Annotated in this window: 14 protein-coding genes and 1 tRNA gene; 7 read left to right on the forward strand and 8 right to left on the reverse strand. The window is 68.0% G+C overall.

What is annotated here, in order from left to right; translation table 11 throughout:
* Positions 1-56: 56 nt before the first annotated feature.
* Positions 57-1,373 (reverse strand): dihydroorotase, encoded by a 1,317-nt coding sequence (locus EJ105_RS07465; RefSeq protein WP_250165812.1) that lies wholly within the window; start codon positions 1,371-1,373, stop codon positions 57-59.
* The gene (locus tag EJ105_RS07470; RefSeq protein ID WP_024278937.1) at positions 1,366-2,313 is read right to left on the reverse strand and encodes an aspartate carbamoyltransferase catalytic subunit; all 948 of its coding nucleotides are present in this window, start codon (positions 2,311-2,313) and stop codon (positions 1,366-1,368) included. The genes EJ105_RS07465 and EJ105_RS07470 overlap by 8 nt, the downstream gene beginning before the upstream one ends.
* 245 nt (positions 2,314-2,558) lie before the next feature.
* Here EJ105_RS07470 and EJ105_RS07475 point away from each other — a divergent pair, with 245 nt between their 5' ends.
* Positions 2,559-2,984 carry a hypothetical protein gene (locus tag EJ105_RS07475; protein ID WP_250165813.1) on the forward strand — a complete coding sequence of 142 codons (426 nt, stop codon included), beginning with the start codon at positions 2,559-2,561 and terminating at the stop codon, positions 2,982-2,984.
* 67 nt (positions 2,985-3,051) lie between these two features.
* Here the strand turns inward: EJ105_RS07475 and EJ105_RS07480 are convergent, their stop codons facing one another.
* Positions 3,052-3,987, reverse strand: coding sequence for an AEC family transporter (locus tag EJ105_RS07480; protein WP_024278939.1), 936 nt, complete (start codon positions 3,985-3,987; stop codon positions 3,052-3,054).
* Between the two features lie 178 nt (positions 3,988-4,165).
* A complete protein-coding gene (gene ruvX, locus EJ105_RS07485; protein ID WP_024278940.1) occupies positions 4,166-4,684 on the reverse strand; it encodes a Holliday junction resolvase RuvX in 519 nt (172 codons plus the stop codon).
* A 91-nt stretch (positions 4,685-4,775) separates the two neighbouring features.
* Between ruvX and EJ105_RS07490 the strand changes: the two genes are divergently transcribed.
* The 4 genes from EJ105_RS07490 to gatA all read left to right on the forward strand — a co-directional run bounded on the left by EJ105_RS07490 (position 4,776) and on the right by gatA (position 7,173).
* On the forward strand, positions 4,776-5,018 hold the full coding sequence (locus EJ105_RS07490; protein ID WP_250165814.1) for a type II toxin-antitoxin system ParD family antitoxin: 243 nt from the start codon (positions 4,776-4,778) through the stop codon (positions 5,016-5,018).
* Between the two features lie 6 nt (positions 5,019-5,024).
* Positions 5,025-5,324 carry a type II toxin-antitoxin system RelE/ParE family toxin gene (locus EJ105_RS07495; RefSeq protein ID WP_250165815.1) on the forward strand — a complete coding sequence of 100 codons (300 nt, stop codon included), beginning with the start codon at positions 5,025-5,027 and terminating at the stop codon, positions 5,322-5,324.
* Positions 5,325-5,404: 80 nt separating this feature from the next.
* On the forward strand, positions 5,405-5,692 hold the full coding sequence (gatC, locus tag EJ105_RS07500) for an Asp-tRNA(Asn)/Glu-tRNA(Gln) amidotransferase subunit GatC (protein ID WP_029558604.1): 288 nt from the start codon (positions 5,405-5,407) through the stop codon (positions 5,690-5,692).
* Positions 5,689-7,173 (forward strand): Asp-tRNA(Asn)/Glu-tRNA(Gln) amidotransferase subunit GatA, encoded by a 1,485-nt coding sequence (gene gatA, locus EJ105_RS07505; RefSeq protein WP_029558603.1) that lies wholly within the window; start codon positions 5,689-5,691, stop codon positions 7,171-7,173. Before gatC ends, gatA begins: the two co-directional genes overlap by 4 nt.
* Positions 7,174-7,305: 132 nt before the next feature.
* Here gatA and EJ105_RS07510 read toward each other — a convergent pair whose 3' ends face one another.
* Entirely contained in the window at positions 7,306-8,367 is a 1,062-nt protein-coding gene (locus tag EJ105_RS07510) for a glycosyltransferase family 2 protein (RefSeq protein WP_081837729.1), read from the reverse strand.
* 258 nt (positions 8,368-8,625) lie between these two features.
* Between EJ105_RS07510 and gatB the strand changes: the two genes are divergently transcribed.
* On the forward strand, positions 8,626-10,116 hold the full coding sequence (gene gatB, locus EJ105_RS07515) for an Asp-tRNA(Asn)/Glu-tRNA(Gln) amidotransferase subunit GatB (protein WP_029558601.1): 1,491 nt from the start codon (positions 8,626-8,628) through the stop codon (positions 10,114-10,116).
* A 189-nt stretch (positions 10,117-10,305) separates the two neighbouring features.
* On the opposite strand, the gene lipB is transcribed toward gatB, so the two are convergent.
* Entirely contained in the window at positions 10,306-11,034 is a 729-nt protein-coding gene (gene lipB, locus EJ105_RS07520; RefSeq protein ID WP_250165816.1) for a lipoyl(octanoyl) transferase LipB, read from the reverse strand.
* A gap of 203 nt (positions 11,035-11,237) precedes the next feature.
* Here lipB and EJ105_RS07525 point away from each other — a divergent pair.
* Positions 11,238-11,322: transfer RNA gene (locus EJ105_RS07525), tRNA-Leu, on the forward strand.
* A gap of 108 nt (positions 11,323-11,430) precedes the next feature.
* On the opposite strand, the gene EJ105_RS07530 is transcribed toward EJ105_RS07525, so the two are convergent.
* Positions 11,431-12,198, reverse strand: a complete 768-nt coding sequence (locus tag EJ105_RS07530) for a polysaccharide deacetylase family protein (protein WP_250165817.1) — start codon at positions 12,196-12,198, stop codon at positions 11,431-11,433.
* Between the two features lie 14 nt (positions 12,199-12,212).
* Positions 12,213-13,328, reverse strand: coding sequence for a chorismate synthase (gene aroC / locus EJ105_RS07535; protein WP_250165818.1), 1,116 nt, complete (start codon positions 13,326-13,328; stop codon positions 12,213-12,215).
* Positions 13,329-13,407: the final 79 nt, after the last annotated feature.

Below are 13,407 nucleotides of genomic sequence, written 5' to 3' on the forward strand. Positions count from 1 at the left end.
GCACCTCGAACGATCTCGCCGCGCCGCCGCGGCGGGACGGCACAGGTCACGGTGGGTCAAACGTATTCGTAGACGGTGCGCCCGGCAACGACGGTCCGCAGCACCCGCCCGTCGAGGCGCGCCTCGTCGAACGGCGTGTTCCGGCAACGCGACTTCAGGGAGCGGGGATCGAGCACATAGGGCATGCCCGGATCGAACACGATCACGTCCCCCGCCGCGCCGGGCCGGAGCGTTCCGGCATCCAGACCCAGAATCTGCGCCGGCCGGGTGGAGAGGGCGGCGAGCAGGTTCACGAGGTCCACCTGATCGGAATGGACGAGGCGCAGCGCGGCGGAGAGCAGCGTCTCCAGCCCGATGGCACCGGGCTCGGCTTCCGAGAAGGGCAGGCGCTTGCCCTCCACGTCCTGCGGCAGATGGTCGGAGACCACCACGTCCAGCAGGCCGGAGGCCAGCGCGCGGATCAGCGCCTGCCGGTCCTCTTCCCCGCGCAGGGGCGGGGCGAGGCGGAAATAGGTGCGGTAGGCGCCGATATCCAGCTCGTTGAACGAGAGGTGGTTGATGCTGACCGAGGCGGTGACCGGCAGCCCGGCGGCCTTGGCCCGCTCCAGCACCTCCAGCGATTCGGCGCAGGTGAGCGCCGCCGCGTGGTAGCGCGAGCGCGCCGCGCCCACGAGCCGCACGTCGCGTTCGAGGATGATGGTCTCGGCCGCCTTCGGATTGCCGGAGAGGCCGAGGCGAGAGGCGAAGGCCCCCTCGTTCATCGCCCCCTGCGACATGGAGGCGTCCTCGGTGTGGTGCACCAGGAGGGCGTCGAAATCGCGGGCATAGGTGAGCGCGCGGCGCAACACCTGGGCGTTCATGATGGACTTGTGGCCATCGGTGAAGGCGACGGCGCCGGCGGCCTGAAGCAGACCGATCTCGGTCATCTCGTGGCCTTCGAGGCCTTTGGTGATGGCGGCCATGGGATGCACCCGCACCACCGCCGTGTCCCGCGCCCGGCGCAGGATGAAGTCCACGATGGCCGGATCGTCCACCGCCGGGTCCGTATCCGGCTGGCAGATGATGGTGGTGACACCGCCCGCCGCCGCCGCGTGGCTCGCCGAGGCCAGCGTCTCGCGATGCTCGGCGCCGGGCTCGCCCACGAAGGCGCGCATGTCCACGAGGCCGGGCGCGACCACCGCCCCGGCACAATCCACCACCTCGGCGCCATCAGGGATGCCGGCGGCGGCGATGCCGAAGCCGGCGTCCTTCACCACGCCGTCGGCGAGGAAGACATCGCCATGGAAGTCCGCGCCGCGCGAGGGGTCGATCACCCGCGCATTGGCGAGCAGCAGCGGCCGGGAATCGTTGGAATGGGAGCGGCCGTTACGCATTGGGAAGCTTCCGCGCGAGGGAATCGAGCACCGCCATGCGCACGGCGACGCCCATCTCCACCTGCTCACGAATGAGGGACTGCGCCCCGTCCGCGATGGCGGAGTCGATCTCCACGCCGCGGTTCATGGGGCCGGGGTGCATCACCAGTGCGTCGGGCGCGGCGTAGCGCAGCTTGGCCTCGTCGAGGCCGAAATAGTGGAAATACTCCTTCACCGAGGGGATGAAGGAGCCGGCCATGCGCTCGCGCTGGAGGCGCAGCATCATCACGATGTCCGCCCCTTCCAGCCCCGCCTCCATGGTGCGGAAGACCTCGACGCCGAGGCTCTCCACGCCGGAAGGCAGGAGGGTCGAAGGCGCCACCACGCGCACCTTGGCGCCCATGGTGTTGAGGAGCGCGATGTTGGAGCGCGCCACGCGCGAATGGAGCACATCCCCGCAGATGGCGACCGTCAGTCCTTGGATGCGCCCCTTGTTGCGGCGGATGGTCAGGGCGTCCAGCAGCGCCTGGGTGGGGTGCTCGTGGGCGCCGTCGCCGGCATTCACCACGCAGCAATCCACCTTGCGCGCCAGAAGCGCCACCGCGCCCGAGGCGTGATGCCGGACGACAAGGATGTCCGGGTGCATGGCGTTCAGCGTGATGGCGGTGTCGATGAGCGTCTCGCCCTTCTTCACCGAAGAGGAGGCGACCGACATGTTCATCACGTCGGCGCCGAGCCGCTTGCCCGCGATCTCGAACGAGGACTGGGTGCGGGTGGAGGCCTCGAAGAACAGGTTGATCTGGGTGCGTCCGCGCAGCGTCGTGCGCTTCTTCTCGATCTGCCGGTTGAGTTCGACGAACTCCTCGGCGAGGTCGAGCAGACCCGTGATCTCGCCGGCGGAAAGCCCTTCGATGCCGATGAGGTCTCGGCCGGAGAGCGTGAAGGCGGAAGGATCTTGCATGGCAGGCGGGAGGCATAGCGGCCAAGCGCGGCCCCGGCAAGGGAAGCCTGTGAATGAAGCTTGGCGCGGCAAGGCATCGATCGCCGTGATTTACCGGCCGTTCACCATCCGTGAAGGGCGGTCCCGGTGATTCCCCGGCGTCGCCACACTTTGGAACGAAGTCTCATCGAGCCTTTTCGCAGCCGGACCGGACGGGCTGTTGCGAGCCGCCAGACCGTCGCCCCGGAGGTTGGGAGTTAATCGTCATGTCCATTCTGATGCGGACGAACCTCATGGCGCTCGGCGTCGCCGTGGTGCTCACCGGCAGTGCCGGAACGGGCAACGCCGCCGCCATCGGCACCGGCGCGTTGGCCATGGCGCCGGCCAAGGCCGCGAGCGTCACCGATGTCGGCTATTGGTATCGCGGCCGCTATTATCGCGGCGGCTGCTGGAACTGCGGCAACGGCGCAGCGCTCGGCGCGGGCGTCGCCATCGGCGTGCTGGGTGCGGCCGCCATCGCTGGCGCTGTGGCTGCGCCTCCGCCGCCCCCGGTCGTCTATTACGAGCAGCCGCCGGTTGTTTATTACCAGCCCGCGCCGCGCGTCTATCTGGAGCCGGTGCCCCCGCCGCGCCCGCGCAGCTGCTGGGTGACGACCGGCCCGGGCGGGCAGGGCTATTTCTCGCCCTGCTGAGTCGCGGGGATATGGGGTTCGTCAGGGCGGCTTCGGCCGCCCTTTCGTTTGGATCAGGCCAGCATCATCAGGCCAGCATTTTGGCGATGGTCACCACCAGCGGCAGCGTGATGGCGGCGCCGATGATCTGGATGGTCAGGATCTCCGCAAGGAGCGGCGCGTCTCCGCCCATCTGCCGCGCCAGCACATAGCCGTTGGGCGCGGACGGCACGGCGGCGGTGATTGCCACCACCACAAGCTCCGTGCCGCTCAGCCCGAACGCCAGCGCCAGGGCGATCGCGATGGCCGGCTTCACCAGCAGCTTCAGTGCGAGGCTGGCGAACACGATGGCGCGCGGCCGCTTCAGCCGGTCCAGGATCAGGCCGCCGCCGACCACCAGAAGCCCCAGCGCCAGCGAGGCCTTGCCGAGGATATCGCCGAACTCCACCAGGACGGGCGGCACCGGGACGTGCGTGACATTGAGCAGGGCACCCGCCGAGCAGGCCCAGATGTAGGGATTGCGCGCCAACTGCTCGGCCACATAAGCGAAGGTGGGCGGATGGCGGCCGGAGAAGGAGGCGAGCACCAGCACGGCGATGATGTTCACCACCGGGATCATCGCCACCAGCGCCAGCGCGGCGATGGTGATTCCCGCCGCGCCGTAGAGGCCGCCTGCCACCGCCAGCACGATGTACGTGTTCCAGCGCACCGCCCCCTGGAACAGGGAGGTGAAGCCCGGGCCGTCCGCCGCCAGCGCTGCGATCAGCGGCTTGTGCAGGAGAACGATCAGGCCCGAGAGGATCACGACGGTCCCGATGAGCGCGCCGGCAACCGCCACGACGTTCACGGTGCTGAGGTCCGCCTTCACCGCGGAGACCACCAGAAGCGCCGGGAACAGCACGAAATAGGTCAGCTTCTCCAGCGCCGCCCAATGGGCCGCATCCTTCAGGAGGATGCGTCGCAGCACGGCGCCGAGGGCGATGACGAGGAAGACCGGCACGAGGGCCGTGAAGATGAGGCTCATGGGGCAGACGCTTACCGTGCCGGCCGTTCGGCGGCAGGCAATTACTCCTACACGGCGGTGCGAATTCGCCGCGCGCCCGCTTTAGGCCCGGAGCCGGGATAAGAAAAGCGCCATTGTCCCGAAATGGGGCCGGGTCGGCGGCGGGCGGAGAACCTGCCGGGAACGGGAGGGGGCCGAATCAATCTTCGAAGTCGGTTCCCGCCTCGTTCTGTGCGAGGCGGTCGAGGAAGCCGAGCGCCCCGTCGAGGATGAAGGCCGCCGCGTGCTGGTCCACCACCTCGGCCCGTCGCGACCGGCTCATGTCCGCCGAGATCAGCGCCCGCTCGACCGCGACGGTGGACAGCCGCTCGTCCCACAGGGCGATGGGCCGCCCCGCCAGCCGGGCGAAATTGCGGGCGAAGGCCCGGCTCGCCTGCGCGCGGGGACCTTCGGTGCCGTCCATGTTGAGCGGCAGTCCCAGCACGAAGGCCACCGCCCGCCGCTCGTCCGCCAATGCCACCAGACGCAGGGCCTCGGCGGTGAACTTGGTGCGCTTCACAGTCTCGATCACGGTGGCAATGCGGCGGTCCGGGTCGGAGCCCGCGACGCCGATGGTCTTGGTGCCGAGATCAAGTCCGATCAGCGCCCCGCGCGGCGGCAGAAGAGCGGCGATGTCCGCGAGCGGACCAACGGGGGCGGGGAGGGGGGCGTCTACCATAAGCGAGGGGTAGAGGATTTGCGGAGCGGAGCAAGGGGGTAGCCTACCAACCTGTACCAATCCTTGGTATTCTTCGAAGAGGAGCTGACCCATGTCGCGCAACACGTCCGTTTCCCTCGGCGACCATTTCGCCAGTTTCGTCGATCGCCAGGTGGAGGCGGGACGCTATAGTTCGGCCAGCGAAGTGGTGCGCGCCGGCCTGCGGCTGCTGGAGGAGCATGAGGCGCGACTCGATGCGCTCCGGTCGGCTCTGGCCGAGGGCGAGGCGAGCGGGCCGGGTGAGCCCTTCGATGTCGAATCTTTCCTCGCCGAGAAGCGGTCCGGCGCGGCCTGACCGCATATGGCGCGCCTTCTCCTGATCCTTACGCCCAAGGCGCGGCAGGATCTCGATTCCATCTGGACGTTCTCGCAAGACCGCTGGGGCGCGGCGCAGGCTGAAACCTACGTGAGGCTGATCGCCGGCGCCCTCGATTGCCTCGCCCGAGGAACCATCGTCGGCCGTGATGCAAGCGCGGTGAAGGCCGGTTATCTGCGCCACGCCGTCGGATCGCACGTGGTCTTTTTCCGGCTCGCAGGCAAAGAAACGCTAGAGGTCGTCCGAATTCTGCACCAACGGATGGACCTGCCACGCCACCTCTGACGGGCCGCCCCCCGCGCCCAAACCCTTCCACCGCGGCATACCCCTTGCTATAGCGGCAGGCAGCTTTTGGGAGCCTACTCATGTCCGTCGATCAGGCGACAGTCCGCCGGGTGGCCCATCTCGCACGCATCGCCGTGCGGGAGGAGGAACTCGGCCATCTTCAGAACGAGCTCAACGCCATTCTCGATTTCGTCGAGCAACTGGCGGATCTCGATGTCTCCGGGGTCGAGCCGCTGACCAGCGTTGTCCCGATGGAGCTGCCCATGCGGGAAGACGCCGTGACCGATGGGAACTGCCCGGAGAAGGTGCTCGCCAATGCCCCCGATGCCGAGGGTGGCTTCTTTACCGTGCCGAAGGTGGTGGAATGACCAAGCTCACCAAGCTCACCCTCACCCAGGCGCGCGAGGGGCTTGCCCAGGGCGAGTTCACCTCCGTCGAGCTCACCGAGGCCTATCTGAAGGCCATGGAAGAGGCGCGCCCGCTCAACGCCTATGTGCTTGAGACGCCGGAGATCGCCCTTGAGATGGCGAAGGAGAGCGACAAGCGCATCGCTTCCGGCGACACCGGGCATCTGGAGGGCATCCCCCTCGGCATCAAGGACATGTTCGCCACCGAGGGCGTGCGCACCACGGCCTGCTCGAAGATCCTCGAAAATTTCGTGCCGCAGTACGAATCCACCGTCACCTCCCACCTGTGGCGGGACGGGGCGGTGATGCTCGGCAAGCTGAACAACGACGAGTTCGCCATGGGCTCGTCCAACGAGACCTCGGCCTTCGGTCCTGTCGTGTCACCCTGGCAGCGCGACGGCGACACGACCCCCATCGTGCCCGGCGGCTCGTCCGGTGGCTCGGCGGCGGCGGTGGCGGCCTTCCTGTGCGCCGGCGCGACGGGCACCGATACCGGCGGCTCCATCCGCCAGCCGGCGGCCTTCACCGGCACGGTCGGCATCAAGCCCACCTATGGCCGCTGCTCGCGCTGGGGCATCGTCGCCTTCGCCTCGTCCCTCGATCAGGCCGGCCCCTTCGCCCGCACGGTGAACGATGCGGCGATCCTGCTGCGCTCCATGGCCGGCTACGACCCGAAGGATTCCACCTGCGTCAACCGGCCGGTGCCGGACTATGAGGAGGCGGTCGGCGCCTCCATCAAGGGCAAGAAGATCGGCATTCCGCGCGAATACCGCATGGACGGCATGGCCGACGAGATCGACACCCTCTGGCGCGAGGGCGCCAAGTGGCTGGAAGAGGCCGGCGCCGAGATCGTCGACATCTCCCTGCCCCATACCCAGTACGCTTTGCCGGCCTATTACATCGTGGCGCCTGCGGAAGCCTCGTCCAACCTCGCCCGCTATGACGGCGTGCGCTACGGCGCCCGCGTGCCGGGCAAGGACGTGGTGGAGATGTATGAGAACACCCGCGCCGCCGGCTTCGGCCCCGAGGTGCGCCGGCGCATCATGATCGGCACCTACGTGCTCTCCGCCGGCTATTACGATGCCTATTACCTGCGCGCCCAGAAGGTCCGCAGCCTCATCAAGCGGGACTTCGACCTCGCCTTCGCGCAGGGCGTTGACGCCGTGCTGACCCCGGCGACCCCGTCGCCCGCCTTCGGCATCGGCGAGAAGCTGAAGGCCGATCCGGTGGAGATGTATCTCAACGACGTCTTCACGGTGACGGTGAACATGGCCGGCCTGCCGGGCATCTCCGTCCCCGCCGGTCTTTCGGCCGACGGCCTGCCGCTGGGCCTCCAGCTCATCGGCCGCCCGTTCGAGGAGGAGACGCTGTTCTCCCTCGCCGAGGTGATCGAGGAAGCGGCAGGCCGTTTCCCGGTCGAAGATCTGTGGTGGAAGTCCTGAGAGACACCCTCCGGCGCTGCGAAACCCCGGCCTTGCCCGGGTTTCGCGGTCCGAACGGGTTCCAGGCCGGCAAGCCGGCGCCATTGGGGGGCATCATCAAGCTCTGAGGCCAAGCCCCCGGCAATCGCGCCCTCAATAGTACCCGAGCGGCGCCTTCGGCACGTCCTGGGCATGACGCAGGGCGGTGAGCCGCTTGAGCAGCGACTTCTGGCGTCGGGAAAACAGCGCGATCAGGCGTGACCGGAAGGTGGCGCCCACCTGCCGCAGCTCGCGGTTCTCGTCCAGGGCCGCCTTGAAGGCGTGGACGAGATCGTCCGTCGCCGACAGCACGCGACGATAGGGAAAGATACGGGCCAGCTCGGGATAGCGCACTTCGCCCCGGCGCTCGACGAACGGCTGGAGCCGCGCATGGTGTCCGCCGCGATCCGGGCCGAGAACCTCCGCCAGCCGGTCCAGCGCGCGCACCCGGATGTCCGATTCCTCCTTGAGGATGCCCACCCCTGCCAAGATCCGGTCCGGAGCGCCTTCCGAGAAGTCGGTCCGGGCGGTCCAGCGCAGATAGCCGGCGATTCCCTTGCTCACCAGTTGCGCCTCCGACCGGGCCGGGAAATGGGCGAGCTGGACGTTGGGCAGCATCATGGACGGCAGCGTGACGTCCCACTTGGTTGCCCGGTGGTTCCCGTCGATGATGGCAAAGCCCCGCTCGCAGGCGAGGGGGCCGGGGACCACCACCTTGAAGATGTAGGGGTCGTGCACCGCCACGTGGCGCAGCCGGGTCAGCGGGCAGGGCTCGTCCGGGTCGTCCTCTTCGGTCATGAGATAATGACGCGGGTTCAGCCCGCCGAGGCGATATCCGCCGATGGCGGCGAGGTCCGTCTCCAGGGCCGCGCGATCCTCCGCGACGATGAATTCATCGCCATCCAGAGGAAAGATGAAATCCCACGATGAAGCGTTCATGGCGTGCGTGATCAGGGCCGTAGTGCGCTCGCCCTGATGATAAGCCGCCAGTGATTTCTCAGAAGTCACCGATATGGGAAGACCTTCCTCGACGAGAATTTCGAGGATGCGAGTTGTCTGGTCGGTACTGCCATCATCTACAATGTAAAGATGATCTAAGAAAAATAGATTATGGCGTACCCACGCTTCGATTATGTCCGCTTCATCGCGGACGATGGAGACCCCCGCCAGCCTCATCAGCCCTACTCCTACTAGCCCCCGGTGCACAATCTAAAGGCGGGCTGAGCAGAATTTGGGTACGGCGGTAGCGGGACCGCGGCGGTTTTGCGGGCGAAATGAGGCGCAGATAACTTGGTGTAACAAAGTGTTTCGAGACGTTGCGGCATCGCATGGCCGTTGCCTGCAATGTCGCCTAGGGGTACGACACGGCCAGATGGCGGCGCTGCCGCAAGGACCAGACAGTGCGGACCATCCGCGCACGACGATAGGACGACCATGACCCTTCACACCCGGCCCGCGGAGGCCAAGAAGCTGATTTCCGGCGCCACCGGTGATTGGGAGGTGGTGATCGGCATGGAGGTGCACGCCCAGGTCGCTTCCAATGCCAAGCTGTTCTCCGGCGCCTCCACCGCCTTCGGTGGCGAGCCCAACGACCACGTGTCGCTGGTGGATGCGGCCATGCCCGGCATGCTGCCCGTCATCAACAAGGAGTGCGTCGCGCAGGCGGTGCGCACCGGGCTCGGCCTGAAGGCGGAGATCAACCTGCATTCGGTGTTCGACCGGAAGAACTATTTCTACCCGGACCTGCCGCAGGGCTACCAGATCAGCCAGTTCAAGCAGCCCGTGGTGGGCGAGGGCGAGGTGATCGTCGATCTGCTGGACGGCGAGAGCTTCACCGTGGGCATCGAGCGCCTGCATCTGGAGCAGGACGCCGGCAAGTCCATCCACGACCTGTCGCCGACCCTCTCCTTCGTGGACCTCAACCGCTCCGGCGTGGCGCTGATGGAGATCGTCTCCCGCCCCGACCTGCGCTCGGCGGATGAGGCGAAGGCCTATGTGACCAAGCTGCGCACCATCCTGCGCTATCTCGGCACCTGCGACGGCGACATGGAAAAGGGCAACCTGCGCGCCGACGTGAACGTCTCCGTGCGCCGGCCCGGTGAGCCGCTCGGCACGCGCTGCGAGATCAAGAACGTCAATTCCATCCGCTTCATCGGCCAGGCCATCGAGGTGGAGGCGCGGCGCCAGATCGAGATCCTCGAGGACGGCGGCAAGATCGATCAGGAAACGCGCCTGTTCGACCCGAACAAGGGCGAAACGCGGTCCATGCGCTCCAAGGAAGAGGCGCACGACTACCGCTATTTCCCCGACCCGGACCTCCTGCCCCTCGACATCAAGCCCGAGTGGGTGGAGGAGCTGAAAGAGAATCTTCCCGAGCTGCCGGACGAGAAGAAGGCCCGTTTCATCGCCGAATACGGCCTCTCGCCCTACGACGCCGGCGTGCTGGTGGCCGAGCGCGAGACCGCCGACTATTTCGAGCAGGTGGTGGAAGGCGGCGGCGCCAAGCGCGACGGCAAGGCAGCGGCCAATTTCGTCATCAACGAGCTGTTCGGCCGGCTGAACAAGGAGGGGAAGGACATCACCTCCTCGCCCGTCACGCCCCAGCAGATCGGCGCCATCCTCGACCTGATCGGGGAGGGCACCATCTCCTCCAAGATCGCCAAGGATTTGTTCGAGATCATCTTCACCGAGGGCGGCGACCCGCGCGTGGTGGTGGAAGCCCGCGGCATGAAGCAGGTGACGGACACCGGCGCCATCGAGAAGGTGGTGGACGAGATCATCGCCGCGAACCCGGACAAGGTGGCCCAGGTGCAGGCCAAACCCACCATGCTCGGCTGGTTCGTCGGCCAGGCCATGAAGGCCTCCGGCGGCAAGGCGAACCCGCAGGCGCTGAACGATATCCTGAAGGCGAAGCTCGGGATCTGAGGGCGTGCTCTCTCTGAGGGGTGCGCGGTAGTTGCCGCCGCGCCGCTCGCACTCCCTCTCCCCTTGCGGGAGAGGGTTGGGGTGAGGGGTGTCTCGCCCTTTCCCCCAGCAGCTGGAAGGCGGCACCACCTCTCCCCCTCACCCCCAGCCCCTCTCCCGCAAGGGGAGAGGGGAGTCATCAGCTCCCCCTCAGACGAGCGGTTCGCCCACGAGCGTCTTCCCGAATACCTCCTCGAACGCCACCCGCATCACCGCATCCACCTCGGCCATCGTCACCGGCAGGCCGAGGTCGGCGAGGCTGGTGACGCCGTGCTCGCGCACGCCGCAGGGGACGATGCCGCCGAAGTGGCTAAGGTCCGGCTCCACGTTCAGCGAGATGCCGTGGAACGTCACCCAGCGGCGCACGCGGATGCCGATGGCGGCGATCTTGTCCTCCCCGCCGCCCTTCCGCCTGACCCACACCCCCACCCGGTCCTCCCGCCGCTCGCCGGTGACGTTGAAGGCCGAGAGCGTGCCGATGATCCATGCTTCCAGGGCGCTCACATAACGCCGCACGTCCGCCGAGCGGCGCTTGAGGTCGAGCATCACATAGGCCACCCGCTGGCCGGGGCCGTGATAGGTGAACTGGCCGCCCCGGCCCGTCTCGTAGACCGGGAATCGCGCGTCCACGAGGTCTTCCGGCCGCGCGCTGGTGCCGGCGGTATAGAGCGGGGGATGCTCCAGCAGCCACACGCACTCCGCCGCCGTGCCCTCGGCGATGGCGGCCGCGCGTGCCTCCATCGCCGCGAGGGCCTCCGGATAGGGCACGAGAGCGTCGCTCACCACCCACTCCACCGGGGGAGCGGAAGAATCGAGCGGGCGGAAGTCGGTTTCCAGGCTGGCGCGGGTAATGGCGGGGGTGGGGGCGCTGGCGTTCATGCGAACTGCTTTAATCCATCCGCACGGTGGGTCCAGCCCCCGCCGTCTCAGGGTTCGCGGAACCGTCATCCACAGGCCGCAGCACGAGCGGCGCGTTACCTTTGCCGGGCACTTGTGGCGGCACATTCGATCTGTTAGACGATGGCCCCCGGCCGGAAGCGGTCCTCTCCCGAGGAACCTTGAGGCCGGTGCCATCCCTGACTGCGGTCGTGGCGGAATTGGTAGACGCGCTAGCTTGAGGTGCTAGTGGGGAGACCCGTGGAGGTTCGAGTCCTCTCGTCCGCACCAGTGGATTGGTGAGCATCCGGCGCCCCAGGCGTGCGGATCGCGCGAAATCGGCGGCCTTCGGGCCGCCTTTTTCGTTTCAGGGCTAGGAATGGGCCCTCCGGCGTCCCCTCAGGCCTTCGGCACCATGTGCACGATGCTGTAGCCGTTCCGCTTCAAGGCCTTGAGGAAGGCGGGAATCATCGCTGCGGTATAGGGCTTGGTGTCGTGGAACAGCACAATGCCGCCGCCGGCCGCATCGAGCCGCTTCATCACCAGATCCAGCTCGGCCTCCGGCGTCATGACGTTCCAGTCGCTGGCCCACAGGTCCGCGCCGAACACGGCGATGCCCTTCGTCTCCAGATAGGCCAGCAGCTGCGGCGTCGAGGCGAACCCCGGGAATCGGAAGAAGGGCACGCGGGGCGCCGCCCCGGCGGCGCCGTAGGCAGCGGTGTCGTCGGCGGCGATGCCGCGCTCGATCTCCTTCACCGCCGCGTCGAAGGGGATCTTCGCCAGGGTCGCGGCGGGATGGGTCATGGTGTGGTGGGCGACGGTGTGGCCCTCCGCCAGTTCCCGCTTCACCAGTTGCGGTCGGGCGCGGGCATTCTCGCCGATGAGGAAGAAGGTGGCGCGCACGCACTCCGCCTTCAGCGCATCGAGCACGGCGGCTGTGGTGGTCGGCCATGGCCCGTCGTCGAAGGTGAGCACGACCTCCTTGGGCGCCAGCGGCAAGGTATCCGGGAAGGACTTCTTGCCGACGCGCAGGCCCTTGGGGTCGATTTCCATCACCCGCGCCGTCCCCAGCGCCTCCGGCCCGCAGGCGAGGGCAGGGCCGGGCGCGCAGAGGAGGAGCGCGGCCACGGCCAGAAGAAGGCGCCGTGCGTGGGGCGGCTGCTTCATTCCCGCCTCCCGCGTCAGCCTTGGGGGAACGGCCAGGCCGGGCTCTGGCCCACCTGCCCGCGATGGCGGAGGAGGTGGTCGGCCAGCACGCACCACACCATGGCCTCGCCCACCGGCACGGCGCGGATGCCCACGCACGGGTCGTGCCGGCCTTTGGTGAAGATCTCGGTCTCGTGGCCGGTCCGGTCCACGGTCTGGCGCGGCGTCAGGATGGAGGAGGTGGGCTTCACCGCGAAGCGCGCGACGATGGGGGCGCCGGTGGAGATGCCGCCGAGGATGCCGCCCGCGTGGTTGGCGAGGAAGTGCGGCCGCCCCTCGTTGCCGAGGCGCATCTCGTCCGCATTCTGCTCGCCGGTGAGGCGGGCGGCGTTGAAGCCCTCGCCGATTTCCACGCCCTTGGCGGCATTGATGCCCATGAGGGCGGAGGCCAAGTCCCCATCCAGCTTGGCATAGAGCGGTGCGCCGAGGCCGGGCGGAACGCCCTCCGCCACCAGCTCCACCACCGCGCCCACCGAGGAGCCGGCCTTGCGGATGCCGTCGAGGTATTCCTCGAACAGCGGCACGGTGCCGGGGTCCGGGCAGAAGAACGGGTTGTTGCCCACCTCGTCCCAGTCCCAGCGAGACCGGTCGATCTCGATCTCGCCGATGCGCACCACAGCCCCGCGCACGGTGACGCCGGGCAGCACCTTGGCGGCGATGGCGCCAGCCGCGACCCGCGTCGCCGTCTCGCGCGCAGAGGACCGTCCGCCGCCGCGATGGTCGCGGATGCCGTATTTGATGTCGTAGGTGAAGTCCGCATGGCCGGGGCGGTAGGCGCCGGCGATGTCGGCGTAATCCTTGGACCTCTGGTCCACGTTCTCGATCAGCAGCGCGATGGGCGTGCCGGTGGTGACGAGGCCGCCCTCGGGATGGGGCAGGGTGCCGGACAGCACCTTCACCTCGTCCGGCTCGCGGCGCTGGGTGGTGAAGCGGGACTGGCCGGGCCGCCGCCGGTCGAGGGCCGCCTGCACCTCCTCGATGGAGAAGCGCACGTTGGGCGGGCAGCCATCCACCACGCAGCCGATGGCGACCCCGTGGCTTTCGCCGAAGGTGGTCACGCGGAACATGTGGCCGAAGGTGTTGAACGACATGGCGCCTTTAGTCCTCGTACTGCTCCGGGCTCAATAAACGAGGACGGCCGGCAAGGGAACGAGGAAGGGCCGGTGCCGC

This window comes from Xanthobacter aminoxidans, assembly GCF_023571765.1.
In the GTDB taxonomy this organism is placed as follows: Bacteria; Pseudomonadota; Alphaproteobacteria; order Rhizobiales; family Xanthobacteraceae; genus Xanthobacter; species Xanthobacter aminoxidans.

What these genes read in the sequence shown, in the direction of transcription:
- gatB (WP_029558601.1), top strand. Translation starts at nt 8,626, where the DNA reads ATGACCCTTCACACCCGGCCCGCGGAGGCCAAGAAGCTGATTTCCGGC.
- EJ105_RS07495 (WP_250165815.1), top strand. Translation starts at nt 5,025, where the DNA reads ATGGCGCGCCTTCTCCTGATCCTTACGCCCAAGGCGCGGCAGGATCTC.
- EJ105_RS07530 (WP_250165817.1), bottom strand. Translation starts at nt 12,198, where the DNA reads ATGAAGCAGCCGCCCCACGCACGGCGCCTTCTTCTGGCCGTGGCCGCG.
- ruvX (WP_024278940.1), bottom strand. Translation starts at nt 4,684, where the DNA reads ATGGTAGACGCCCCCCTCCCCGCCCCCGTTGGTCCGCTCGCGGACATC.
- gatA (WP_029558603.1), top strand. Translation starts at nt 5,689, where the DNA reads ATGACCAAGCTCACCAAGCTCACCCTCACCCAGGCGCGCGAGGGGCTT.
- EJ105_RS07480 (WP_024278939.1), bottom strand. Translation starts at nt 3,987, where the DNA reads ATGAGCCTCATCTTCACGGCCCTCGTGCCGGTCTTCCTCGTCATCGCC.
- EJ105_RS07475 (WP_250165813.1), top strand. Translation starts at nt 2,559, where the DNA reads ATGTCCATTCTGATGCGGACGAACCTCATGGCGCTCGGCGTCGCCGTG.
- aroC (WP_250165818.1), bottom strand. Translation starts at nt 13,328, where the DNA reads ATGTCGTTCAACACCTTCGGCCACATGTTCCGCGTGACCACCTTCGGC.
- EJ105_RS07465 (WP_250165812.1), bottom strand. Translation starts at nt 1,373, where the DNA reads ATGCGTAACGGCCGCTCCCATTCCAACGATTCCCGGCCGCTGCTGCTC.
- lipB (WP_250165816.1), bottom strand. Translation starts at nt 11,034, where the DNA reads ATGAACGCCAGCGCCCCCACCCCCGCCATTACCCGCGCCAGCCTGGAA.
- EJ105_RS07510 (WP_081837729.1), bottom strand. Translation starts at nt 8,367, where the DNA reads ATGAGGCTGGCGGGGGTCTCCATCGTCCGCGATGAAGCGGACATAATC.
- gatC (WP_029558604.1), top strand. Translation starts at nt 5,405, where the DNA reads ATGTCCGTCGATCAGGCGACAGTCCGCCGGGTGGCCCATCTCGCACGC.
- EJ105_RS07490 (WP_250165814.1), top strand. Translation starts at nt 4,776, where the DNA reads ATGTCGCGCAACACGTCCGTTTCCCTCGGCGACCATTTCGCCAGTTTC.
- EJ105_RS07470 (WP_024278937.1), bottom strand. Translation starts at nt 2,313, where the DNA reads ATGCAAGATCCTTCCGCCTTCACGCTCTCCGGCCGAGACCTCATCGGC.